Here is a 24,051-nt window from a genome sequence, read left to right on the forward strand (position 1 = left end):
GGACATTAGAATGGCCGTAAATCGTAAGTTTTTGTTTATTCCTGCTGTCATCATTGGCGTTGTCGTGTTGGTCCTGGCGATTAAAATGAAGCCATCATTACCCGTTAAACCCGCACAAGATCGCGCACGCTTAGTCGAAACGATACCGCTTCAATTAACGTCCATGGCGCCACTGGCTATAGGGTTTGGTAAAGTGCTGCCAAAAGTGGAATGGTCAGCTATTTCAGAGGTCACGGGTAAGGTTGTGTACCGTCATCCAAACCTTGAAAAAGGACAGATAATCCCAGCAGGGACAGAAGTCTTACGAATCGACCCTCTCGATTATGAATTGAAGTTGGTACAGGCGGAAGCCGATTATAAATCGAGTAAAACGTCACTGACTAAGCTGAATTTAGATGAAAAGAATCTTAAGCAGACGTTAGATATCGAAAAGAATCGTTTGAAGATTGCCAACACTGAACTTCAGCGAAAGCTCGACTTGCGTAAAAAAGGCTTAACATCACAGTCGGATGTGGATCAGCAAAAACAGAGTAGCCTATCGCAGCAAAAGCTGGTGCTCGATATAGAACATCAATTGATCACCATGCCTGATGATAGAAGGGTAGCGGAAGCGGCGGTGAAGGTAGCGGCTGCAAAAGTACAAGAAGCTCAGAGACTATTAGCGAAAACTTCCATTGTATTACCGCAAAACTTACGCATTGCTGAAGTCGATATTGAACAGCAGCAAGTGGTGAATCAACAACAAACAATGATCATCGCTCACGGTATCGATGTCATGGAAGTGGAAGCACAACTTTCTATACACGACTTGCAAACCTTGGCATCAACATTGGGTGAATTTAGCCGTAATGAATCAGGCATCCCTCAAGCTGACTTGGCTTTTCCAAAAGCCACTATTGAGCTAAATAGTGGCAGTTTGAACGTCACCTGGCCTGCTAAGGTGGCCAGGGTCAGTGAAACGGTCGATTATAATCAAGCGACGGCCGGGGTGATTTTGGAAATTCAACAAAACTACAAAGATCTTACCCCCACTTCAGTTCCTCCTTTAGTCAATGGCATGTTCGTAAAGGCTTCAATAGAAGGGCAAGCTAACCCAAGTTGGGTGATTCCAGAAAGAGCACTGCACGGTAATCGTATCTACCTAAAAGATGATGACAATCGCTTGGTGATCAAAACCATAGAGGTACTTTACCGTCGCGACAACCATGTGATCATCGACGGTGATATTGAGCATGGACAACGATTGATTTTGAACGATTTATTACCTGCAATCGAAGGGATGCAACTCAAAGAGCTGAAACAAAAATCAGCCCCAAAGAGCGAGGAATCTGAATGATGATTCGCTTTTTCTCGCGCCACCCTACTGCCGCTAATCTATTGATGATGGCATTACTTATATTGGGTATTTCAAGTCTCTCGACCATTAAACGCGAAACGTTCCCTGAATTTTCGCCCCCTTATATTATGGCCGCAGTTGTTTACCCTGGTGCTTCCCCCCAAGAAGTGGAAGAGAGTATTTGTGTCCGAATGGAGGATGCTGTGGATGGACTCGCTAACATTGAAGAAACTCGATGTGAAGCGATAGAAGGATCCGCTCGGTTAATACTCAAGTTGGGCAGTAAAGCCGACATCGGCCGTATGCTGGTGGATGTGCAAACTCAGATCAATGCCATCAATGACTTTCCTGAAGAAATTGAATCACCAATGGTTCAAGAGCTCGATTGGAACGAGCCTGTGGTTGATATCGCTATTTCTGCTAATACCACTTGGCCGGAACTAAAAGACTATGCCGAAAAGTTAAAGCGAACCTTGAAGCTTGATTACGATGTTTCTCTGGTTGAGGTGAGTGGCTTTTCTGATCATCAGTTTCGTGTTGAACTAGATTTGCAAGCCGTTAGGCAGTTGGGGATCAGCGTAGGGGATATTGCCGATCAAATAAAACGTCAGAATGTGAAATTGCCAAGCGGTAATGTAGAAACCACCGATAAGAACTTTCTGATTCGATTCGATGAAAGACGCATTAGCCCGCTCGAACTGGAAAGTATCGTCGTTGGTTCTGGGCCTAATGGGTCATTAATTCGTTTAAAAGATATCGCCACGATCACCGATCAGTTCGAGTTAGATGAGCAAAAAGTCTATTTTAATGGTCATCCTTCTGCGATGTTAAAGGTGAGTAAGAACAAGGAAGATGACGCCCTTAGAATCAAAGATAGAGTGTCTGAATTTGTTGCGCATCAGCAATTGATTGCTCCCGATGGAGTGACACTCGAGTTGACTAACGATCTGTCATCACTGTTATGGGATCGCCTGACGATGATGACCAGTAATGGCTGGCAAGGGATCGTCTTGGTGTTTGCGACCATGTGGCTATTTTTCAGCTTTCGCTACTCCTTTTGGGTTGCAGCCGGGCTACCCGTTGCGTTTTTAGGCGGGCTGTTTTTAATGGCCAACCTCGGTTTATCCATCAATATTATGTCTTTAGTCGGGCTGCTCATGGCCATCGGGATCATGATGGATGACGCTATCGTGATTGCAGAATCGGTGGCATCGCATCTCGACAAAGGTCAAAGCGTTGATGAAGCCGTTATCAATGGTGTTAAAAAGGTGTTTCCTGGGGTACTTTCCTCTTTTTTAACCACCATTTGTATTTTTGGTAGCTTACTGTTTATTGAAGGAGAGATGGGCGCGGTGTTAAAAGCGGTGCCACAAGTACTGATCTTAGTGTTGGTATTAAGTTTGGTGGAAGCCTTCCTAATTCTTCCTAACCACCTGTCTCATTCGCTTCATAATCAGAAGAATGAGCGAGAGCCTGCGAAGTTTAAAAAAGCCCTGTTAGAAAAATTTGAGCAATTTCGTAATAAACAGCTTGTTAGTGCCGTCACCAAAGTGGTCGAATATCGCTACGCGTTTTTGGGAAGCGTTGTCGCATTGATGCTGATCTCTGTCGCAACCATTGCTGGAGGCGCGCTCAAGTTTCAACCTTTCCCAGATTTAGATGGCGATATCGCAGAGGCTCGAGTCATCCTTCCGCCGGGCGCATCGTTGTCTCAAACCGAGCGAGTGGTGGATACTATTGTCGCTTCAGCTGAGCGCCTTAATGCTCAATTGAGCGAGGATGCCGAAAATGGTGAGCCGCTGGTTCTCAATATCACGACTCAATTCAACGTCAATGCGGATGCGAATGAATCTGGCCCCCACTTAGCCACCGTTCGACTTGATCTTCTCAGTGCTGAGATTCGAAATACGCTCATTGACGATTTTATTTCAGCCTGGAGAGAAGATGTCGGAGAGCTCGCCGATCCTGTCTCTCTGGTCTTTAAACAACCGACAATGGGCCCTGGTGGACGAGCCATTGATATTCGAATCAAGCACGATGATCTTGACGAACTTAAAGCGGCGTCGATTGATATTCAGCAATATCTGAATCAATTTTCTGGCGTATCCGGTGTGTTAGATGACATGCGTATGGGTAAAGAAGAGATTCTCGTGAAACTGAGACCCGGTGCTGAGACTTATGGTGTGAATGGCCAAATGATAGCGAGTCAGTTGCGTGCGGCCTTCTTTGGTCAAACGGCCGATGAAATTCAAGTCGGGGTTGAAAACATCAGCATTGAGGTTCGCCTTAATAAAATCGAAGCGGGTGACCTACAACAGCTAGCCAATTTTCCCATTTTCTTAGCTGACGGAAACCAAGTGCCACTGGCGACTATCGCAACCCTCGATTTTCAGCGTAACTACGTTCGGATTCAGCGAATCGATGGCTTACGAACGGTCAGTATCTTTGGTGATATTGATAATAACAAAACCAGTTCATCGGCCATTGTGGCTCAATTTAGACAAGAGATGGCCCCAAAATTATTAGAAAAATACCAAGGATTGCGCTTTGATTTTGAAGGTGAAGCCAAAGATGCAGCGAAGACAGGGGCTTCGATGGGGAAAGGGTTCCTACTTGGGCTATTTGGCGTTTTTGCCATCTTAAGTTACCAATTCCGTAGCTATTTAGAGCCTTTCGTTGTGATGCTAGCGATTCCTTTGGCCTTTATCGGCGTTGTCTGGGGGCATTTAATCTTAGGATATTCGCTCAGTATGCCCAGTCTCATGGGGTTTGTTTCGCTGGCTGGCATAGTCGTGAATGACTCTATTTTATTGGTGCAGTATATTCGCCATCACGTCGATGAAGGAGACTCTGTTCATCAGTCTGTTGTTAAAGCGAGTCAAGAGCGCTTTCGTGCGGTGTTTTTAACATCAATGACAACCGCGGCCGGGTTATTACCCTTGTTGACGGAAACCAGCTTACAAGCTCAGGTTATTCAACCTTTGGTCGTTTCGATTGTGTTTGGTATTTTTGCTTCAACGCTCTTAGTGCTATTCATGATTCCGGCGTCTTATGCTGTGCTAGCGGATTTTGGTTTGGTGCATAAGCATGAATCATTAGACGCTTAAAAGAGATAAAGAGATAAAGAGATAAAGAGATAAAGAGATAAAGAGATAAGCGAGTAAAACCGTATTGACAGGGCATTCATTCAATGCCCTGTTTTTTGCCTGTTACATTATCACGAATAGAATCCTATCTGGCTCTCAAAACCTGTCTGCTCCAGACAGTGCGCCAATCACAGCAATCTTCATCCTATCTAAAATAAAACGTCACCCAGTTGTCATTTAACTTGCTTAGCTTGGTTTAACACACAGTGTTATCCGCAAAGGTTACCAACAAAAGTTATTAACAAAGGGAATCATGATGCGTAGTTTTGAATCGGTTACTAAATTTGATTTGGCTTTTTCTGCTTTCTGTCTCGATCATCGTTTTTCATATCAAGTGGCGAGGATCGGCAAAGCAATATCACACAGCGGAGACGGCCATCTCTACGTCATATTCGGTCTCATTGCCTATTGCTATGGGGGCGCCAATGGGGAAATGTTTTTTTGGAGTATCATTTTCGCGTTTGCAATTGAACTGCCGTTGTACTGGATAATGAAAAATAGCGTCAAACGAAAGCGGCCAGATGAGCTCGTGCCATACATTGCTGCTTTCATTACACCTTCTGATCGCTATAGCTTGCCTTCTGGGCACACCGCCGCTGGTTTTTTGATCGCCACACTCATCGGGCATTATTATCCGGACCTCGTTCCTTTTGCACTGGCGTGGGCATGTTTAATTGGCGCGTCGCGAGTGTTACTTGGCGTCCACTTTTTAACGGATATTGTCGTTGGTGCATTGCTGGGAGTAGGCAGCGCACAACTCATTCTTACTGTGGCGGGAGCGTAGTTGATGAAAATTCTATACGGCGTACAAGGGACGGGAAACGGTCATATTGCGAGAGCCAGAGCCATGAGCGCGGCACTCAAAGCTCGGGGCCTTGATGTTGATTACTTATTTTCAGGTAGAGACAAGAATACATACTTTTCGATGGAAGCATTTGGATCTTATCAAACTCGAAAAGGGTTAACGTTTTCGACTGAAAATGGGCAAGTGAGTTATTTAAAGACGGTTAAAAACAATAATGTGTTGGCGCTTATTGATGAAATCAAACGACTAGACCTGTCAAAGTATGATTTGATTTTGAATGATTTTGAACCCATCACAGCCTGGGCGGCAAAATGGCAGAATAAAACTTGCATCAGCATTAGCCACCAAAATGCTTTTCGCTATAGCGTGCCACTTAAAGGAGCGAGTTGGTTTGATAAACAACTGATTCACCATTTTGCGCCTTCAGATTATGCCATTGGACTGCATTGGTATCACTTTGAGCAGCCGATTCTTCCCCCTATAGTGCATTCAATCCATTGCCCCAGTGAACAAGGGAACTTCATATTGGTCTATTTGCCATTCGAAAATAGCGATGAAATTTGTAATTTATTGTTTCGTTTCTCGAGTTATCAGTTTGTTTGTTTTCACCCTGGGGTTAACAAGGTTGAAACAATTGAGAATGTGGAGTTGCGGCCTTTGTCCCATGAAAGTTTTCAATCGTATCTGCATGGTTGTAATGGCGTCATCGCGAATGGAGGCTTTGAGCTTCCCTCAGAAGCGTTAACTTTGGGTAAAAAGCTGCTCTTAAAGCCATTATCGGGACAATTCGAGCAGCAAAGCAATGTTGCCACCCTCGATAGTTTAGGGTTGGCGACGAGCATGGAGTTTTTAGATGCGTCTAAGGTACGGGTTTGGCTTGATGAAAAGCCCGGCGAAAAAGTCAATTATCCCGATGTCGCACAAGCAATAGCGGAATGGGTGCATAAAGGACACTGGGATACGCAAGATTTATTGTGCCAGTCTTTATGGGAGAAAGTGGATTTTCCCAGTTATGTTTCAAATTTATAACTAATTATAATCCTGGCGTATTGTTCCATCTGACCAATGATACGCCGTGCAAATGTAACAGTATGTTAATGTGCTCATTGATAGGCTTGGTCAATGTCAACTGTAAAAACCATAAAACCCCCGTTTTATGGTTTTTTATGTATTAGCTAACATCATGTTTTACAATGTTTTTTATTTATATAAGATAAAATTAACTGATTAATTGTCAATCGAGTTGCTAATCATTGATTAATTCGCAGATAGTAATTGTCAGCTAGGAAGTATCTAAGAAATGAATAATAGCGATGAGGCTTATCTTTCTTTTCATACTAATTATAAATGTTGACGATAACGAGACAAAGAGGCGTGCCCGATGTTAGATAAAAAAGACGCGATGAGTGCAATTGCAAGCTACCGAATGGAAAGTACTTTACGCGGGGTAGATTTGAATCTCCTCACTGTGTTTGATGCCGTCATGCAAGAACAAAACATTACCAGAGCGGCACATAACTTAGGGATGTCTCAACCCGCGGTGAGCAATGCCGTCGCGCGTTTAAAGGTGATGTTTAATGATGAGTTGTTTATGCGCCAAGGCCGAGGCATCCAGCCAACACAACGTGCTCGTCAACTTTTTGGTCCAATTCGTCAAGCGCTTCAACTTATTCGCAATGAGCTGCCTAGCTCTGTGTTTTCACCAGAAACATCAACGCGCCTATTTAAACTCGCGATTTGTAGCCCTTGCGATATGCGCTTTGCTCCAAAGATTATGTCAACCGTTCATGAGCAAGCACCGAACGTTAAGCTTCATTTAGATGCCGAGTTTGACCGCAAGCTTGCTGAGCGCATGCGTTACCAAGAGATTGATTTTGTTATCGATTACGCTCGATTCGACGAGCAGGGTTTCTCTAGTACTGAAATATTCCAAGATGAATTGGTTGTTGTTGCCTCGACAGCTCATGCACGTATTCAAGGTACAGTTTCTGCTGACGAATTAACGATTGAAAAGCACGCCAAATTGTCGAAAATTCACGGCCAACGTAGTTTCTCTGAGCAAGCGTACCGAGATCTCGATTGCCAACCTTATTATGAAGGTACGAGCTTAAGTAACGTTCTTTACGTTGTCGGCCAGTCAGAGTTAGTGACCATTGCCCCTCGTTGGATGGTTGAAAATTCGGCGAACCGAGAGCAGCTTCAAATCATCGACTTCCCGTTTGAGAACGCCAATATTAGCGGCTTCCTTAGCTGGCACGAATCAAGTGAAAAAGACAAAGGTCACATTTGGTTCCGTGACCAACTTATGATGATTTGTGGTGAAGTTGTTGCATTGAAATAACTCTATACAAATTGATAACAAAACCTTGAGCTGATTGAGTCAGTTCAAGGTTTTTTATTATCGAATAATTGATAACTTTGAAGTGAGTCAGTTGCCTTTTTTTAACTGGAATGTACACTTGTCCGCTCAAATAGCTTACATGTGTAAGCCAAAGGTAAAAGACATGGCCAATTTAGATTTTCACATCATTAAATGTATTAGAGAGCAAATTGCAAAAGGCGGCGATCGTATCGCGCTTAAACATAAAGTTAATACCAACTGGAACGGAATTAGCTGGAAGCAATTTGGTCAGCAAATGGATTCATTATCCCTTGCTTTATTGGCTCACGGACTGAGAATTCAAGATAAGGTTGGCATCTTTGCCAACAACATGCCTCAATGGACGATAGCGGATTTTGCCGCACTGCAAATTCGCTCTGTATCGGTGCCCATCTACCCGACCAATACAGCCGCTCAAGCTTCATATATTATTCAAGACGCCGATGTGCGTATTTTGTTTGTGGGTGAACAAGAACAGTTTGATGCAGCAATTGGTTTATTCGATGACTGCGAACAGCTAGAACTCATCGTCGCTATGTCCGATGATATTAACGTTGGTGAACTTGATTTCGCGGTAAGCTGGAATGATTTCCTAGCAAAAGGCCGTGATTCTCACCAAGCTGAACTCAATCAACGTGTCAGTGATATCAGCTTAGATGATTTACTTACCCTCATTTATACCTCTGGTACCACGGGTCAGCCTAAAGGTGTGATGCTCGATTACGCGAACATCGCGGCTCAACTAGAAGGGCATGATGAACGATTAAGCTTAACTCAAGAAGATGTGTCACTGGCTTTCTTACCCTTGTCACACGTGTTTGAGCGCGCTTGGACATTCTATGTATTATACAAGGGCGCGACTAACTGTTACTTGAAAGACACCATGCAAGTAAAAGATGCGTTAGGTGATATTCAGCCAACCGTCATGTGTGCGGTCCCACGTTTCTACGAGAAGATATTCTCGGCCATCCATGAGAAAGTATCCAAAGCGCCCTTTATCCGTAAGGTGTTATTCACCTGGGCGGTAAATATGGGTGCTAAGATGTCACTTTGCCATCAGGAAGGCCGTGAGCCCTCGTTGATGTTGAGTAAATCCCATCAGTTAGCAGACAAACTGGTGCTTTCAAAACTGCGTTTATTGCTGGGTGGTCGAATAAGCTTTATGCCGTGCGGCGGAGCAAAACTTGATGAAACCATAGGACGATTTTTTCACGCTATTGGCATCAACGTTAAGCTTGGTTACGGCATGACAGAAACCACAGCGACGGTTTCATGCTGGGATGATCAGTGTTTCAACCCAGACTCCATTGGTATGTCGATGCCGGGCGCTCAAGTTAAAATTGGTGAGAACAACGAAATTTTAGTTCGCGGTCCAATGGTTATGCGTGGCTACTATAAAATGCCAGAAGAGACCGAGAAAACATTCGATGAACAGGGCTTCTTAAAAACCGGTGATGCGGGCCATATTGATGAGCATGGCAACGTCTTTATTACTGATCGCATTAAAGAGCTAATGAAAACCTCTAATGGGAAATACATTGCACCGCAAATGATCGAAGGCACGATAGGTAAAGATCATTATATCGAACAGATTGCAGTGATTGCCGACACGCGTAAATTTGTGTCTGCTTTAATTGTGCCTTGTTTTGATACACTGGAAGAGTATGCCAAAGAGCTGAACATCAAATACCACGATCGTATTGAGTTGGTTAAGCATCATAAAATTGTCGAGATGTTTGAGAGCCGAGTCAGTGGTCTGCAAGATGAGTTAGCGAAATTTGAGCAAGTCAAAAAGTTCAAGTTGTTGCCAAAAGCGTTTTCTATGAACAGCGGAGAGTTAACCCCAACTCAGAAACTGCGTAGAAAAGTGATTAGCGATAAGTACCAAGATGAAATTGAAGAAATGTACACAGAAGTTAAGAAAGATAAGTAATTTCTTAATGAGATAATTTTTGACTTGTCTAAAAAACCTCCATGCGGCAGTGAAAATTGTTGGTGGGGGTTTTTTTATACTTTCCTCTTTCTTTTATTCTATTTTTATTACCACAAATAAAGAATTATACGCTTTTATTTTAATCTATTCGGTTTTTTAAGCTAACTTGATTTTTAATCGTGGTGTTTAAAACCTAAATTTTCGTTTTCTATAGACGATTTCGTTTATCTCGATCTTTATCGCATTAGATCCTTTGCTAATAAAACGTTACAGTTGTTGAGATTCTTGTGCTTGAGTATTACAAGTCAAGACATAGCCAAAATGTATGACAACTGGAATTAGGCTACAAATAAGCCCTAGACTATGCAAAACCCAGCTAATTGATAGACCAAATCAAGGTAGCGATGGGAAAGGAGAAAGAGTATGGAAAATTTATCTGGTGCTGAGATGGTGGTTCAATCTCTGATCGAAGAAGGTGTCGAGCAGATTTTTGGTTACCCCGGCGGATCGGTGTTAGACATTTATGATGCCTTGCATGCAAAATCCGATGAGATTAGACATGTTTTGGTACGCCATGAGCAGGCGGCAACCCACATGGCTGATGGCTATACGCGCGCGACAGGTAAGCCTGGTGTCGTATTGGTGTGCTCAGGCCCAGGAGCCACAAATACGGTTACGGGTATTGCTACTGCCTATATGGATTCCATTCCAATGATTGTTATCTCAGGTAACGTCCCACGTAACTTGATTGGTAACGATGCCTTTCAAGAGTGTGACATTGTTGGTGTTTCTCGCCCAATTGTGAAGCACAGTTTCTTGGTGAAAAATACCGAAGAAATCCCAGAGGTAATGAAGAAGGCCTTCTATATTTCGACAACAGGACGACCTGGCCCTGTGGTTATCGATCTTCCCAAAGATGTGATGAGCCCTCTGAATAAACTGCCTTATGAGTACCCTAAATCAATCAACTTACGTTCTTATAACCCAACAATAACGGGTCATAAAGGCCAGATTAAAAAAGCACTTAAAGCACTATTAGCGGCTAAAAAGCCGGTTATGTATGTGGGCGGCGGTGCGATCATTTCAGAAGCTGATCAACAATTACTCAAGCTATCAGAAGCGTTGAACCTTCCAGTGGTCAGCACTTTGATGGGGTTGGGTGCTTTCCCGGGGACTCACAAGAACGCTCTAGGTATGCTAGGTATGCATGGCCTCTATGAAGCGAATATGGCGATGCATAATGCTGACCTGATTTTTGGTATTGGGGTTCGTTTTGATGATCGAACCACCAATAACCTCGATAAATACTGTCCAAACGCCAAGATCATGCATATTGATATTGATCCATCATCAATATCTAAGAATGTAAAAGTGGATCTGCCGATCGTTGGCTCTGCTGAAAAAGTGCTTGAGAGCATGCTAGCCATCTTAGAAGAGCAGAGTGGCACGAATGACTCGGAAGCGATCGATCGCTGGTGGAGTGAGATTCAGGTATGGCGAGATCGTCAGTGTCTGTCCTATGAGAAACAGCCCGATCGTATTAAGCCTCAACAAGTGATTGAAACCCTGCATAAATTGACCAATGGCGATGCGTATGTTGCTTCTGATGTAGGCCAACACCAAATGTTTGCGGCTCTCTATTACCCGTTTAACAAGCCGCGTCGTTGGATTAACTCTGGCGGTTTAGGCACGATGGGCTTTGGTTTACCGGCTGGCATGGGGGTGAAATTTGCGAAACCAGACGAAGAAGTGGTGATTGTTACCGGTGATGGCAGCATTCAAATGAATATTCAAGAGCTTTCCACTGCCCTTCAATACGATATTCCCGTGAAGATCATTAACCTAAACAACCGTTTCTTAGGCATGGTTAAACAGTGGCAAGATATTGTTTACCAAGGTCGCCATTCAAATTCATACATGGATTCTGTGCCTGATTTTGCTGCGATTGCAGAAGCGTATGGTCATGTTGGTATACGTATCACTTCACCAGATGAGCTAGAGTCGGGAATGAAAAAAGCACTGGATATGAAAGATCGCCTAGTGTTTGTTGATATTACAGTGGATGAAACAGAGCATGTTTACCCAATGCAAATTCGTGGCGAGGGTATGGACAATATGTGGCTAAGCAGAACGGAGAGAACATAATATGAGACATATTCTTTCAATATTAATGGAAAACCAAGCGGGAGCTTTGTCTCGTGTCGTTGGTTTGTTTTCTCAACGTGGCTATAACATTGAATCGTTAACGGTTTCACCCACTAATGATGAAACTCTGTCGCGTCTTAACATCACAACTGAATCGACCGAGATGCAATTAGAGCAGATTCAAAAGCAACTGCATAAGCTGATTGATGTCTTAAAGGTACAGGAAGTCACGGAGCTTGAGCATATTGAGCGTGAATTGATGATGGTAAAGGTCAAAGCCAGTGGTTTTGCTCGCGCTGAAGTGAAACGCACCGCGGATATTTTCCGTGGTCAGATCGTTGATGTTACCGCTTCTCAATATACGGTCCAGTTAACAGGAACCAGTGAAAAGCTGGATGCCTTCATCAAGGCGCTTTCTGAAGTGACCGATGTCATTGAAGTGGCTCGAAGTGGCGTGGTGGGTATTGCTCGAGGTGAGCGTGCTTTGAGAGTTTAGCCGAACGTGTATTTGTTTGATAAACCCAATAAAAGGAAAAGGCCACATTGAGTGGCCTTTCTGTTTTTTGAATTCTATCTCGTTTTTTGAACGAGATAGAAGAGCTTAGTGAAGAATACGAGCACGAAGTGTGCCTTCAATACTTTTCAGTTTTATTAATGCTTCTTCTGAGCGAGCGGTTTCTACATCGATCACAACGTAACCAATATCAGAAGACGTTTGCAGGTACTGACCGGCGATGTTGATGCCTTCTTCTGCAAAGATCGTATTTATTTGCGTTAGAATACCTGGGCGGTTCTGGTGAATATGCAGAAGACGAGAGCAGTCACCGTGCTCAGGCAATGATACTTCTGGGAAGTTAACACTCGATAGTGTTGAGCCGTTATCTGAATATTTAGCCAGTTTTCCAGCAACCTCAACACCAATGTTTTCTTGTGCTTCTTGAGTCGAACCACCTACGTGTGGCGTTAAGATGACATTGTCAAACTGCATGAGTGGCGATTCAAATGGGTCTGCGTTTGTTGCCGGTTCAGTCGGGAACACATCCACAGCACCACCTGAAAGGTGACCAGATTCTAGAGCCCCACACAGCGCAGGAATATCAACCACAGTGCCACGTGCAGCGTTAATAAAGATAGAACCAGGCTTCATACGTGCAAATTCTTCAGCTCCCATCATGTTCTTGGTGCCTGCCGTTTCAGGCACGTGCAGGGAAATAACATCACATTTGTTGAGTAGCTCGCTCATTGTGCTGATTTGAGTTGCATTACCCAGTGAAAGCTTATTCTCAATATCATAGAAGTAGACACGCATACCCAGGTTTTCAGCAATAATACCGAGCTGAGTACCGATATGGCCATAACCAATAATACCTAAACGCTTGCCACGAGCTTCGTATGAACTGTCTGCGCTCTTTTTCCAAATACCACGGTGGGCCAGGGCATTCTTTTCTGGAATTCCACGAAGAAGCAAAAGAATTTGGCCGAGAACCAATTCAGCCACACTTCGAGTGTTTGAAAACGGAGCGTTAAAGACTGGAATACCGCGTTTTGTCGCTGCCGCTAGATTAACCTGGTTAGTACCAATGCAGAAACAACCGATCGCAACCAGCTTTTCAGCCGCATCAATCACTTCTTGGGATAAATTCGTGCGAGAACGTATACCGATAAAATGTGCATCTTTTACCGCATCAAGTAGAGCCTCTTCCGACAAAGAGCCTTTATGATATTCGATGTTGCTGTAGCCAGCGGCTTGAAGAACCTCTACTGAAGAAGGATGCAGCCCTTCCAATAGTAGAATTTTAATCTTGTTTTTTTCCAGTGAAACTTTGGCCATTATTCTCGTCCTTAAAATGGAAAGTTGGGCAAACGCGGCGCACATTGGTCAAAAGCAATGAAAAGGGGGAAATCATCGATTTTGTTGGAAGACAAACGTTTCCTTGTGCGTCTTCTGTTCAATAAAGTAACAAATAATTTTGCTTTTGGGTAAGAAAATTACGGAATAAGCCATAATAATATTGCGAGAAACCACAAAAAACGGCACCCAAGGGTACCGTTTGTAATCAAATAACAGAAAGTGCCTTTCTTTTTATCGATTATTCTTCAATTTTTGCGCCGTCAGGCGTACCGGTAATAACCACATCAGCACCACGACGAGCAAATAGGCCATTTGTCACAACACCCACGATCGCATTAATGGTTTCTTCTAACGCTTTTGCGTCAGTAATGCTTAGACCGTGTACATCAAGAATGTCACAGCCATTGTCTGTGAGTACACCTTCGCGGTAAATAGGGTTGCCGCCGAGCTTGGTGAGTTCGCGTGCTACGTGGGCACGTGCCATTGGAATGACTTCAACAGGGAGTGGGAATGTACCCAGTACATCTACCGCTTTTGTTCCATCGACAATACAGACGAATTTTTCAGAAATGGCGGCAACAATCTTTTCACGGGTTAACGCTGCACCGCCGCCTTTGATCATATCGCGGCTTGCGTTGATTTCGTCAGCACCATCCACGTAGACATCCAGTTTTTCTACATCGTTACAATCAAAGACTTCAATACCAAGTTCGATAAGCTTCGCTGTTGAAGCTTCTGAGCTTGATACTGCACCTTTAATGTCATCTTTAATCGAACCAAGAGCATCGATGAAGTGATTAACTGTAGAGCCTGTACCTACGCCGACAATACTGCCTTTTTCTACAAACTTTAGCGCAGCCCAACCGGCTGCTTTCTTCATTTCATCTTGAGTCATGCTCATCCCCTGCGAGTCGTTAATATGAGTATTGGATACGAATGGTTAATGCGACTGGTTAATGCGAACGTTAATGTCAATAATTAACCGATTTTTGCGGCGCGATTATAACGGTATTAGCCTAAGATTCCCATTGCCATACTTTGCTTGGTGTCACTATTTTTGGTAGTGGCACATCCCATACTTCACTCGGTAGCGTCTCTATATGCTGACAATCGTGTGCAAGCCCAATAGGCATAGGTCCTTGTTTGTGCTTAAACCAAGTTTCTAGTGTTCGGTCGTAATAGCCTCCACCCATCCCAAGCCGTTGTCCTGTAGAGTCAAAGGCAACCAGAGGTGTGCAGATAAGGTCAAGTTCTGCCACAGGTTTGACTAAGGTTTGATTCAGTTTAGGTTCCACAATTTGGTATTTATTCAGGGTTAAAGGCGTTGCAGGGGTGTAATGCAAAAAGAGCAGATGCCCTTTTGAAAAGGGGTGCAATACTGGCAAGTAAGTGGATTTTCCTTGTGCCCATAACCATTCAATCAGTGGTGTGGTATTAATTTCACCATCCGTTGAAAGGTAAAGCGCAACATGAGAACTTGTTGAGCACTCTGGCAGGGTCGAGAATTGATGAATAAGGTCGATTCCAGCTCGATGCTGAGTGTCAGAGTGAAGTTGGTTTCGTGCTGTTCGGATTTGTGATCGTATCGCTTGTCGAGATAAGGTCATGCTTCCGCCTATTGTGTAGCGGGTATCGAATAGGATACCCCAGAGTGCCGTTGAGGATTGTGGCCCTTGAACCATTTGGTTCAAGGCGGGTCAGCAAAGGTGGCCGTAGGCTTCTCGGTACGAGCCGAGCTTGCTCAATAGTCATCGAATACTAACCCTAGGGTATTGCTTATCGGCTCAGGGACTTAAATCCTGCTGACAAACACTCCAGGGTAAATATGGTCACAGATTAAACGATAACGTTTATCTGTATGGCAAAGTGTAACAGCAAGGTTATTGCTGTTCTTGAGTGACTTTGCTTAACGCCTCATCTAATGATGCTGAGAGAAGTTCCATTCTCTCGGTAAGTTTACTTTGCTGTGATTGGTCGTCTTTATTTTTACTGTGCAGCTCATAGCAAATATTAAGGGCTGCAAAGGTCAGTAGCTGAACTTCATTGGTGACTTTTGTGCGCTCTGCAAGCTCACTCAGGCGATTATCAAGGTCGATAGCAGCGTGTTGCAAAGACTCTTCTTGCCCTGGCGGACAGTTCACTCGAGTCAATTTGCCTAAAATTTTAACGTCTACCGCTTGATTACTCATTATGCTTCAACTCTACTCTTGCAACGTCATACTTGCAACTTTGGATGGTGCGTAATTAAGGATGATGGCAATCAATGCAATCACCGAGTCGGAAACTATAGAAAAACCGCTCATAACATTCAAGCTTTTCCCGTAACAGGTGTGTAAAACAAGTGCTAAGAACACAGTTATTGGGCAAATCGGGTGAAAGCTAACCATAATGCCGTTATCTCTATTTTCGCCTGTAACGACGAAATGTTAGAATGAGAAATACTATTAGAAAAACAGGTCGAATCATGAGCGAAATGACATTACCAGCCTACCTTTCAAGTGCAACGGAGTTGCAGTCTGCCACATTGGCCGTTAACCCTTCAGAACTCCACGGTTTATTGACCGGAATGTTATGTGGAGGCTTAGCGGTAACCGATAAAAGCTGGCAACCTCTGATCTTCGATTACACAAATGATGGCATGGGTTGGCCTGATAAAGCGCTACAAATCGCGCAGCAAATTTTTGATGCGACGTCGAAAGAATTAGCCGGTTCTGATTTTGAGTTAACCTTGTTACTGCCTGATCAAGAAGTCAGTGCCACTGTGTTTGATCTTGCCGATGGCGTATCCGATTGGATCAATCACTTTATCTCGGGGCTTGGGTTGGTTGGAACGAAATTAAACAAAGCCCCTTTGGATGTGAAAGAAGTCCTTGCGGATTTGGAAGAAATGGCCAAGCTTGGTATCGATGAAGATGATGATATTGAAGAGCAAGCTCTGTTATTAGAGCAGGTAATAGAGCATGTGAAAGTGTGCGTTCTCACTATTAATGCCGAATATGGTGTTAAAGAGAAAGAAAGTTCAAAAAAACCAACACTGCATTAGAACTGTCAGCCAATTCAAGCTCTAATAGGTAAAAGAAGACATGGTTTTATTGTCCATGCTAAATAAGCACGCGGTTCGTCATGAACAATAAGTCATAGATACGATGGTGATAAAGATGTTGATAAAAAAGCAGGGCCAATGAAAATGTACGATGTGGTTATCGCTGGTGGAGCGATGGCGGGCGCAACCTTAGCGTTAGCGTTATCTGAGCTGAGTAAACAAACCCTGTCGATTGCAGTTGTTGAGTCGTATCAAACTGATCATCATGCTCATCCTGGTTTTGACTCTCGTTCTATTGCTCTTTCTTCGGGGACGGTGGACATTCTAAAGAGCTATAACCTTTGGGATGGGATAAAACCAGTAGCAACCGCCATTCGTCACATTCATGTGTCTGATCGTACTCACTTAGGCATGACCGACATTCACCAAGCTGATGTGGGTGTTGAGGCGTTGGGGTATGTGGTCGAGCTTGCCGATATTGGACAAATTTACCAGTCCAAAATGTTAACCCGCTCAGATATCGATTTTCTTTGTCCGGACTCTGTGTCTCAGGTTAAGCAAGAAGCTGACTACGTTAAATTAACGCTCTCTAGTGGTTCCGAGATTAAGGCAAAGTTGTTGGTTGCCGCCGATGGTGCCATGTCGACATGTTGCCAGCAAGTTGGGCTAGATCTCGATGAACATGATTATCAGCAATCTGCTGTCATTGCCAACGTTGTCAGCCGAGAGGATCATTCAGGACGTGCATTTGAACGCTTTACTCAGCACGGCCCACTTGCTTTGCTGCCAATGAGTAATCATCGGCTGTCGTTGGTATGGTGCTTGTCTCCTGAGCGTGCAGAGGAAGTACTGTCACTGAATGATGAGTCGTTTCTTGAACAGTTACAAAACGAGTTTGGGTGGAGGCTAGGTCCGTTTACCAAAGTCGGAGAGCGAGCGAGTTACCCTCTGGTTCTTCGTCATAGACAGCGAAATGTAACTCACCGTATTGCCGCGGTTGGGAATGCAGCTCAAACGTTACACCCCATTGCTGGGCAAGGTTTTAATCTGGGTATTCGCGATGTCGCCAGCTTGGTTGAAGAAATCATGTTATCCCCATCTGACCCAGGCTGTTATGGAGTGCTGAACGCCTATATGAAGCGTCGACAGATTGACCGTGATACCACCATATCCATGACGTCGGGACTTGTGCATACATTTTCAAATGACTTACTGCCAATGCGCATCGGTCGAAATCTTGCTTTAATGGCGATGGATAATCTCTCCATGCTGAAAGCTCCATTATTACGAAGAACATTAGGTATCGTTAAGCGATAACAAATATAAGGTAATTGAAATATGATGCAAAGCGTCGATATCGCCATCGTTGGTGGAGGCATGGTTGGATTAACTCTTGCTGCTGCGTTTAAAGATACCGCGCTAAGAGTGGCGGTGATTGAAGGGCACACTCCAGACCTCTCGCTGCAAGAACTGCCTGATGTAAGAGTCTCTGCTTTAAGCCGTTCCAGTGAAACAATATTGAAAAATGTAGGAGCGTGGGAAGGAATACAACAACGCCGTTTATCGCCTTATGTGGGCATGGAAGTGTGGGAGCAAGACAGTTTCGCTCGAATAGAATTTGAAGCTCAGCAGCATTCACAACCTAATTTAGGCCATATTGTAGAAAATCGGGTGATTCAGCTAGCACTGTTGGAAAAAGTAAAACAGCAAAGCAACGTGTCATTGTTTATGCCGAATACGTGTTTGAGTATTGCCGTTGGTGAAAGTGAAGCTTGGTTATCGTTAGATAATGGCCAATCGTTAACGGCTAAATTGGTGGTTGGCGCAGACGGAGCGAACTCGTGGGTAAGAAATCAACTTGATATTCCACTCACACATTGGGATTACGGGCACAGTGCCATTGTGGCGAATGTGAAAACCGCAGAGCCGCACACGTCTATTGCTCGTCAGGTGTTTACACCACTGGGGCCATTGGCTTTTTTACCCATGTCTGATCAACACATGAGTTCGATTGTTTGGTCAACGGATCCAAGCCGTGCTGAACAATTAGTAAACATGTCTGATGAAGAATTTAACAAGTCATTGACTGCAGAGTTTGACCATCGGCTTGGGCTTTGTGAAGTGGTAGGCGAACGCTCGGCATTTCCATTACGAATGCGTTACGCGAGAGATTTTGCTTTAGATAGAGTCGCTCTAGTCGGGGATGCAGCACACACTATTCACCCTTTGGCAGGGCAAGGTGTAAACCTTGGATTACTGGATGCAGCAAGCTTAGTACAAGAAATCAAAGCTCTTTGGTCGCAAGGAGAAGATATTGGAAGCAAGCGCAACTTACGCAGTTATGAGCGTTGGAGAAAGTCAGAAGCGGCAAAAATGATCGCTTCAATGCAGGGTTTCAAAGATCTCTTTGAGGGGGATAACCCAGCGAAAAAACTGATCCGCGGTATTGGGATGAAGTTAACCAGCCATCTTCCTGGAGCAAAAGATGAAATAATGAAGCGAGCATTAGGTTTAAAAGGGCATTTGCCAGAGTTAGCCAAAGGCTCAAGCAAGATCGTGTCGTAGCGGTTTTGTCGCTTTATGAAGATTACTTTGAAATGAAAAAGGGTTGGCACATGGCCAACCCTTACTAATTTTTTAAGCCTTACGCGTAAGCACAACGTAGTTTTTTGATTTCCCCGTTCACTTCTTTAACCGCTTGAAAATGACGATTATCGGCACGCTCCGGTAAGATGAGCTTTCCGTTATCAAATTCAAACTTCCCTACACCGTAGATGTAGATTTTCCCCTTGAAAAGCCGACTAATGTGTTTAGCAATCATACTTGGCGTATAGCGCTTAAACAGTCTCATAAAATGATATCCTTATTATTCTTCTAGCAGTGCGGATTATATAAACTTCCCTCTCATATTATTGTGATAAGGCGAGAGGATTATGCATATTCAACTGATATGTTTGGATATTTGTGCTGCCTTAGGCAGATATTAAGACAAATACCCGAGTTAGCGTGATGGGCTCCCCAAAGTTAATCAAAGCGATGAACCAAGCCACCTAACTCTGCGACCTATTTAGCCGGAAAATTGTGACATTTTTAAGAATAGCGTGCATTTCATAAAAGAGTGTTAATTTTTTGTAAATAAAAATTAAAAAAATGCCCGCTACAGAATGAACGGGCGAATAGTCACAGATGCATTACACAAAAAGTGGATGTCCTGAAACAATCAGTGGATACACTTTTTTGTTGGAGAAGGCGTTAAGCGAATGAATGTTCACTTCAACATTTAACCAACAGGGATACTCTACGGTAAAAAACACCCTGTGACTATTTATGTTTTATTTGTGAATAAAAATTCTAAGTTTGGTGTTTGTACTTTAGATTAGCATCGCAATAAAATGTAACGTTACATTGCTGTGCTTTAATTATTGCGACAAATTGGCGCAATGGTTGGTTGGCACAGCGTGATCAGGTCATCACTGCGTAATGAAATACCCAGCATGGCATGACCGCTGCTAATGGTAATGACCGTTTGATGCGTTAATTGCACATCAAATACGACGGGTATTGGAGTCCTAAGTAATAAAGGAGAGACAGTACCAGGCTGATAACCAGTAATAAGAGCCACATTGTTTGAATCGACGCAGGTCATTCGTCGGCAATTGAATAGGCTTCGTACTTTTTTAGGGTCGACACTTTGATTACCAGGGACGCAGGCTAAAGTGTATTGATCACCCATATCTCTTAATACAATACTCTTCACCATTTGTTCAGGACGTACACCACGCTGTTTTGCCGTATCTTCAATCGTAATTGTGGCGTGCTGTTGAGGCAGCAAGCGGTAATCCACTTGCTGCTGATCAAGGTAACGAGTGACAGGGGTCGATATGGGGTTATTCATCATCAAGTGAATAAGGAAGCGTTTGTAATGACCATGAATGTTCGGGCTGTTCTTTGAGCCTAAATGGGGTGTCTAACTCTAGATCCTTGGATGCGATGATAAGCCCCATGGCTTGTCCATTTTCAAATTGATAATGGCTGAGCAGTTCACCCGCAGAACGCCAGTTTTCTCCAACAGCACGTTCAAGGCTGATTGAGTCGAAACGAGAAAGCGGCTCTTCTGTCGTACCCGTTACGATATACATTGCACGTTTATTGATGCCTCTATATTTGGCTCTTGCAACCGTTTCTTGCCCGGTATAACAGCCTTTGGAGAAGCTAATACCACCCAGAGCATGAAGGTTAAGCGCTTGAGGTATGTGGGCGTTTTGAATGGCTTCATCAACATAGGGCAAAGCAGCTTCAATATCAAAACGTGTCCATAACTCTTCGGTGACTTTTTCGGCATCACTATTATTCACTAGGTCTACAGCGGCTTCTGGTGTGATCAGCAGTAACCAGCGTTGCTGATCTATTTTAATGGCTGTTCCACCGTTAATAGGCCTAACGTCACCCGTTTCTTCGCTTAATCTGTCTATCCATTCTTGGGCATTTGGCCCCATAATGCCCAACGGAATATCTTGAGATTGGTTAATCTCAACTTTCGCAAAAATGGCGTACTTTTTGATCTCCGAAAGTTCGGTTTTGATAGCACTGCTGGGTTGAAACATTGCGTAGCCGTTGTTGTGATGAAACAAGCGAAAAATACTCCATACTTTTCCCTTTGCATCACAATGGGCACCAAAGGTCGATTGATCTTTCTCTAAACCTACGACGTCACAGGTGACTTGACCTTGTAAGTACGATTTTTTGTCATCGCCTATCATGGTAATCGCTCCCCACGAACTTAGGTGGGTTAGCATTAATGATGGTAGCGAGGTTTCAGGTGAGATTGAAAGTGTATTGAATTGTTGCTGCCAGTCCATGTTATCGTCCTAGATACAAATGTGAGAGGTTTCTTCCTCTATGGTAATCTCAGTTCATGGTTAGGTCCATTCAAGAATGAGAGACGTGGCGATACAATGTCGATAATCTTTTTTGTTCGAGAGAAAGGACTGTGACTGGGATAATAGTTGTCTGCCGCAGGGATTGGTACACTCATTGCCAGTGAATACACAGTAGGGAATCATCCATGTACACCACAGAACAAAAAGCACGCGTTAAGTGGGCATGCCGTCGAGGAATGCTAGAACTTGATGTCGTTATTATGCCTTTTTTTGAAGAGTGCTTTGAATCGTTAAACTTTAATGAGCAGCAAGATTTTGTTTCTCTGCTTGAATGTGATGATCCAGATCTCTTCACATGGGTTATGGGTCATGGCCGCAGTGAGAACCTAGGCCACGCATCTATCGTGGATAAAATTGTTGCCCATAACCTCTCAAAAGTTCGTTAACGCGACAGCGAAACCTTCTTTTTATGCCTTCGCTATTAATACCATTTTCTTGTTATTGATGGCGTGGCTAGTGATTATTTCTTCCATCCCTTTCGTTCTTACTTTTGTTCTATTGTTGTCTCTGATTTTCCTCTTTTGGCATTCAGGTTTTATGCCGCGTTCTATTCGTGGAGAGTTCCGCCTGAGCGAACATGGTGTATTGGAGTATCAACAGGAAAAATACCCAATCAGATACGCTGTTTTAAATGTTGCGTTTGTGGGGGTGGTTCTCCACTTCGCAGACAACCGGCGCTTTCTATTATGGAGAGACAGTGTTTCTGATGATGAATATCGCAAACTGCTCATGGAAATAAGAAAAGCGCACCACGATTAGTCTCGGGATGCGCTTTTGACATTGGAAAAGGGGGAGTTCAGACGACTGAAACCCTAAGATGCATTCTTGGTTTTGGGATCCAAAATGGTTGGACCGCTCTCTTTCGCCAGCTCGGGGTAATCCAATGTGTAGTGCAGGCCTCGACTCTCTTTACGTTGCATCGCACAACGAACCATCAATTCCGCTACTTGGAGTAAGTTTCTCAGTTCCAATAGATTGTTTGACACTCTAAAGTAGCTGTAATACTCATGCGTTTCTTGCTGCAATAATTGAATGCGGCGCAGTGCTCGCTCTAAGCGCTTGTCGGTACGTACAATGCCCATGTAATCCCACATAAAGAGACGCAACTCATGCCAGTTATGTTGTATAACGACCTCTTCATCTGAATTACTCACCTGGCTTTCATCCCATGCCGGTAAGCTAGGTGGCATGCTCGCTTGGTCTATTTGAGCGACGATATTTTTGGCAGCAGCCCAAGCGTACACGACACATTCAAGCAATGAATTCGATGCCATACGGTTTGCCCCATGAAGGCCTGTATAGCTGACTTCACCAATCGCATACAATTGAGAGAGATCCGTTTTGCCCGATTGATCGACAATAACCCCTCCGCAGGTATAGTGTGCGGCTGGGACAATCGGAATGGCTTCCTTAGTCATATCAATACCAAGGTCTTGCAAGCGCATGTGAATGGTCGGGAAATGTTTTTCGATAAAGTCGGCCGGTTTGTGGCTGATATCGAGATACATACAATCGGCGCCGAGGCGTTTCATTTCAAAATCGATTGCTCGGGCAACCACGTCTCGAGGGGCCAGTTCACCGCGCTCATCAAAATCTTTCATGAAGCGAGTACCATCTGGGCGCAGCAGATAAGCCCCTTCTCCACGAAGAGCTTCCGTCAGTAGGAAGTTTCGAGCTTCTGGGTGAAACAAACAGGTTGGATGAAACTGATTAAACTCCAGGTTCGCGACTCGACAACCGGCTCGCCAAGCCATCGCGATACCGTCACCAGAAGAAACATCAGGATTGGATGTATATTGATAAACCTTAGACGCACCACCGGTCGCAAGTACGACGAACTTACTTCTTACCGTCTCCACATGCTCTTCGTTTCTATTCCAGATATAAGCACCAACGACTTTATTGGCGTCACCACCAATTTTGTCTTCAGTAATGAGATCTAAAGTGTTATGGCGCTCTAGGATTTCAATATTAGGATGACGAAGGACGTTTGCTTGCAAAGAGGTTTGCATTGCCATGCCGGTTGCATCGGCAGCATGAAGGATTCGACGATGGCTATGGCCGCCTTCTCGGGTGAGATGGTAACGCGGTTTATCGTCGGTATCATCTTCTACGCGATCAAAGGGCACACCACCATCTATCAGCCATTGAACGCACTCTTTTGCATTCTCTGCGATAAATCGGACGGTGCCTTCTTCACAAAGCCCTGCGCCAGCCACTTTTGTATCTTGCACGTGCGATTCAATACTGTCTGATTCATCGAAGACAGCGGCTATCCCACCTTGAGCATAATAGGTGGCCCCTTCACTGAGAGGGCCTTTGCTCAATACAATGACTTTTCCATGCTCAGCGACGCGAAGAGCTAAAGACAAGCCAGCTGCGCCACCTCCTACCACTAATACATCACACTGATGTTCACGGTTTGCGTTCATAAGTCTTTTAAAATCCCGAACTGTATAGAGTCATCCAAC

General features: G+C 44.0%; 21 protein-coding genes and 1 other RNA gene. 13 read left to right on the forward strand and 9 right to left on the reverse strand.

Annotated elements, in window-relative coordinates:
- Window positions 1-10 precede the first annotated feature (10 nt).
- The 8 genes from QF117_RS07930 to ilvN all read left to right on the forward strand — a co-directional run bounded on the left by QF117_RS07930 (window position 11) and on the right by ilvN (window position 12,241).
- Window positions 11-1,336 (forward strand): HlyD family secretion protein, encoded by a 1,326-nt coding sequence (locus QF117_RS07930; RefSeq protein WP_282388481.1) that lies wholly within the window; start codon window positions 11-13, stop codon window positions 1,334-1,336.
- Window positions 1,336-4,443: an efflux RND transporter permease subunit gene (locus tag QF117_RS07935; RefSeq protein ID WP_282389438.1), complete on the forward strand. Its 3,108-nt coding sequence runs from the start codon at window positions 1,336-1,338 to the stop codon at window positions 4,441-4,443. The genes QF117_RS07930 and QF117_RS07935 overlap by 1 nt, the downstream gene beginning before the upstream one ends.
- 295 nt (window positions 4,444-4,738) lie before the next feature.
- Window positions 4,739-5,266 carry a phosphatase PAP2 family protein gene (locus QF117_RS07940; RefSeq protein WP_282389439.1) on the forward strand — a complete coding sequence of 176 codons (528 nt, stop codon included), beginning with the start codon at window positions 4,739-4,741 and terminating at the stop codon, window positions 5,264-5,266.
- 3 nt (window positions 5,267-5,269) lie between these two features.
- On the forward strand, window positions 5,270-6,316 hold the full coding sequence (locus QF117_RS07945) for an MJ1255/VC2487 family glycosyltransferase (RefSeq protein ID WP_282388482.1): 1,047 nt from the start codon (window positions 5,270-5,272) through the stop codon (window positions 6,314-6,316).
- Window positions 6,317-6,668: 352 nt separating this feature from the next.
- Complete coding sequence (gene leuO, locus QF117_RS07950) at window positions 6,669-7,628, forward strand: transcriptional regulator LeuO (RefSeq protein ID WP_282388483.1); 960 nt, start codon at window positions 6,669-6,671, stop codon at window positions 7,626-7,628.
- Between the two features lie 163 nt (window positions 7,629-7,791).
- Complete coding sequence (locus tag QF117_RS07955; RefSeq protein WP_282388484.1) at window positions 7,792-9,600, forward strand: long-chain fatty acid--CoA ligase; 1,809 nt, start codon at window positions 7,792-7,794, stop codon at window positions 9,598-9,600.
- Between the two features lie 423 nt (window positions 9,601-10,023).
- Entirely contained in the window at window positions 10,024-11,745 is a 1,722-nt protein-coding gene (locus QF117_RS07960) for an acetolactate synthase 3 large subunit (RefSeq protein ID WP_017036556.1), read from the forward strand.
- Between the two features lies 1 nt (window position 11,746).
- The gene (gene ilvN, locus QF117_RS07965) at window positions 11,747-12,241 is read left to right on the forward strand and encodes an acetolactate synthase small subunit (RefSeq protein WP_026026635.1); all 495 of its coding nucleotides are present in this window, start codon (window positions 11,747-11,749) and stop codon (window positions 12,239-12,241) included.
- 105 nt (window positions 12,242-12,346) lie between these two features.
- Here the strand turns inward: ilvN and serA are convergent, their stop codons facing one another.
- From serA to zapA, 5 genes are all read right to left on the reverse strand, one after another.
- A complete protein-coding gene (gene serA / locus QF117_RS07970) occupies window positions 12,347-13,576 on the reverse strand; it encodes a phosphoglycerate dehydrogenase (RefSeq protein ID WP_282388485.1) in 1,230 nt (409 codons plus the stop codon).
- Window positions 13,577-13,835: 259 nt separating this feature from the next.
- A complete protein-coding gene (rpiA, locus tag QF117_RS07975) occupies window positions 13,836-14,492 on the reverse strand; it encodes a ribose-5-phosphate isomerase RpiA (RefSeq protein WP_017036559.1) in 657 nt (218 codons plus the stop codon).
- Between the two features lie 121 nt (window positions 14,493-14,613).
- Window positions 14,614-15,204 carry a 5-formyltetrahydrofolate cyclo-ligase gene (locus QF117_RS07980; RefSeq protein ID WP_282388486.1) on the reverse strand — a complete coding sequence of 197 codons (591 nt, stop codon included), beginning with the start codon at window positions 15,202-15,204 and terminating at the stop codon, window positions 14,614-14,616.
- Window positions 15,205-15,236: 32 nt separating this feature from the next.
- Window positions 15,237-15,421, reverse strand: a non-coding RNA gene (gene ssrS / locus QF117_RS07985) — 6S RNA.
- A gap of 56 nt (window positions 15,422-15,477) precedes the next feature.
- Window positions 15,478-15,786: a cell division protein ZapA gene (zapA, locus tag QF117_RS07990; RefSeq protein ID WP_282388487.1), complete on the reverse strand. Its 309-nt coding sequence runs from the start codon at window positions 15,784-15,786 to the stop codon at window positions 15,478-15,480.
- Between the two features lie 275 nt (window positions 15,787-16,061).
- On the opposite strand from zapA, the gene QF117_RS07995 reads away from it, so the two are divergent.
- The 3 genes from QF117_RS07995 (at window position 16,062) to QF117_RS08005 (ending at window position 19,205) form a co-directional block, all read left to right on the forward strand.
- Complete coding sequence (locus QF117_RS07995) at window positions 16,062-16,640, forward strand: YecA family protein (RefSeq protein ID WP_282389440.1); 579 nt, start codon at window positions 16,062-16,064, stop codon at window positions 16,638-16,640.
- 138 nt (window positions 16,641-16,778) lie between these two features.
- Window positions 16,779-17,957 carry a 2-octaprenyl-6-methoxyphenyl hydroxylase gene (gene ubiH, locus QF117_RS08000; RefSeq protein ID WP_282388488.1) on the forward strand — a complete coding sequence of 393 codons (1,179 nt, stop codon included), beginning with the start codon at window positions 16,779-16,781 and terminating at the stop codon, window positions 17,955-17,957.
- Window positions 17,958-17,978: 21 nt separating this feature from the next.
- Window positions 17,979-19,205: an FAD-dependent 2-octaprenylphenol hydroxylase gene (locus QF117_RS08005; RefSeq protein WP_282388489.1), complete on the forward strand. Its 1,227-nt coding sequence runs from the start codon at window positions 17,979-17,981 to the stop codon at window positions 19,203-19,205.
- 79 nt (window positions 19,206-19,284) lie between these two features.
- Here QF117_RS08005 and QF117_RS08010 read toward each other — a convergent pair whose 3' ends face one another.
- From QF117_RS08010 to ygfZ, 3 genes are all read right to left on the reverse strand, one after another.
- Window positions 19,285-19,491, reverse strand: coding sequence for a DUF1107 domain-containing protein (locus QF117_RS08010; RefSeq protein ID WP_282388490.1), 207 nt, complete (start codon window positions 19,489-19,491; stop codon window positions 19,285-19,287).
- Window positions 19,492-20,055: 564 nt separating this feature from the next.
- Complete coding sequence (locus QF117_RS08015; protein ID WP_282389441.1) at window positions 20,056-20,535, reverse strand: YbaK/EbsC family protein; 480 nt, start codon at window positions 20,533-20,535, stop codon at window positions 20,056-20,058.
- Entirely contained in the window at window positions 20,528-21,499 is a 972-nt protein-coding gene (gene ygfZ, locus QF117_RS08020; RefSeq protein WP_282388492.1) for a tRNA-modifying protein YgfZ, read from the reverse strand. The genes QF117_RS08015 and ygfZ overlap by 8 nt, the downstream gene beginning before the upstream one ends.
- Before the next feature lie 206 nt (window positions 21,500-21,705).
- On the opposite strand from ygfZ, the gene QF117_RS08025 reads away from it, so the two are divergent.
- A complete protein-coding gene (locus QF117_RS08025) occupies window positions 21,706-21,966 on the forward strand; it encodes a succinate dehydrogenase assembly factor 2 (RefSeq protein ID WP_017036569.1) in 261 nt (86 codons plus the stop codon).
- A gap of 49 nt (window positions 21,967-22,015) precedes the next feature.
- Window positions 22,016-22,339, forward strand: coding sequence for a protein YgfX (locus QF117_RS08030; protein ID WP_348984836.1), 324 nt, complete (start codon window positions 22,016-22,018; stop codon window positions 22,337-22,339).
- A 53-nt stretch (window positions 22,340-22,392) separates the two neighbouring features.
- Here QF117_RS08030 and nadB read toward each other — a convergent pair whose 3' ends face one another.
- The gene (gene nadB, locus QF117_RS08035; RefSeq protein ID WP_282388494.1) at window positions 22,393-24,012 is read right to left on the reverse strand and encodes an L-aspartate oxidase; all 1,620 of its coding nucleotides are present in this window, start codon (window positions 24,010-24,012) and stop codon (window positions 22,393-22,395) included.
- Between the last annotated feature and the right edge of the window lie 39 nt (window positions 24,013-24,051).

Origin of the sequence: Vibrio sp. YMD68, assembly GCF_029958905.1 — a bacterium.
Lineage (GTDB): Bacteria > Pseudomonadota > Gammaproteobacteria > Enterobacterales > Vibrionaceae > Vibrio.

Bases quoted from the DNA above. Each gene is read 5' to 3' on its own strand.
- QF117_RS07930 (WP_282388481.1), top strand. From the start codon at position 11: ATGGCCGTAAATCGTAAGTTTTTGTTTATTCCTGCTGTCATCATTGGC.
- QF117_RS07935 (WP_282389438.1), top strand. From the start codon at position 1,336: ATGATTCGCTTTTTCTCGCGCCACCCTACTGCCGCTAATCTATTGATG.
- QF117_RS07940 (WP_282389439.1), top strand. From the start codon at position 4,739: ATGCGTAGTTTTGAATCGGTTACTAAATTTGATTTGGCTTTTTCTGCT.
- QF117_RS07945 (WP_282388482.1), top strand. From the start codon at position 5,270: ATGAAAATTCTATACGGCGTACAAGGGACGGGAAACGGTCATATTGCG.
- leuO (WP_282388483.1), top strand. From the start codon at position 6,669: ATGTTAGATAAAAAAGACGCGATGAGTGCAATTGCAAGCTACCGAATG.
- QF117_RS07955 (WP_282388484.1), top strand. From the start codon at position 7,792: ATGGCCAATTTAGATTTTCACATCATTAAATGTATTAGAGAGCAAATT.
- QF117_RS07960 (WP_017036556.1), top strand. From the start codon at position 10,024: ATGGAAAATTTATCTGGTGCTGAGATGGTGGTTCAATCTCTGATCGAA.
- ilvN (WP_026026635.1), top strand. From the start codon at position 11,747: ATGAGACATATTCTTTCAATATTAATGGAAAACCAAGCGGGAGCTTTG.
- serA (WP_282388485.1), bottom strand. From the start codon at position 13,576: ATGGCCAAAGTTTCACTGGAAAAAAACAAGATTAAAATTCTACTATTG.
- rpiA (WP_017036559.1), bottom strand. From the start codon at position 14,492: ATGACTCAAGATGAAATGAAGAAAGCAGCCGGTTGGGCTGCGCTAAAG.
- QF117_RS07980 (WP_282388486.1), bottom strand. From the start codon at position 15,204: ATGACCTTATCTCGACAAGCGATACGATCACAAATCCGAACAGCACGA.
- zapA (WP_282388487.1), bottom strand. From the start codon at position 15,786: ATGAGTAATCAAGCGGTAGACGTTAAAATTTTAGGCAAATTGACTCGA.
- QF117_RS07995 (WP_282389440.1), top strand. From the start codon at position 16,062: ATGAGCGAAATGACATTACCAGCCTACCTTTCAAGTGCAACGGAGTTG.
- ubiH (WP_282388488.1), top strand. From the start codon at position 16,779: ATGAAAATGTACGATGTGGTTATCGCTGGTGGAGCGATGGCGGGCGCA.
- QF117_RS08005 (WP_282388489.1), top strand. From the start codon at position 17,979: ATGATGCAAAGCGTCGATATCGCCATCGTTGGTGGAGGCATGGTTGGA.
- QF117_RS08010 (WP_282388490.1), bottom strand. From the start codon at position 19,491: ATGAGACTGTTTAAGCGCTATACGCCAAGTATGATTGCTAAACACATT.
- QF117_RS08015 (WP_282389441.1), bottom strand. From the start codon at position 20,535: ATGAATAACCCCATATCGACCCCTGTCACTCGTTACCTTGATCAGCAG.
- ygfZ (WP_282388492.1), bottom strand. From the start codon at position 21,499: ATGGACTGGCAGCAACAATTCAATACACTTTCAATCTCACCTGAAACC.
- QF117_RS08025 (WP_017036569.1), top strand. From the start codon at position 21,706: ATGTACACCACAGAACAAAAAGCACGCGTTAAGTGGGCATGCCGTCGA.
- nadB (WP_282388494.1), bottom strand. From the start codon at position 24,012: ATGAACGCAAACCGTGAACATCAGTGTGATGTATTAGTGGTAGGAGGT.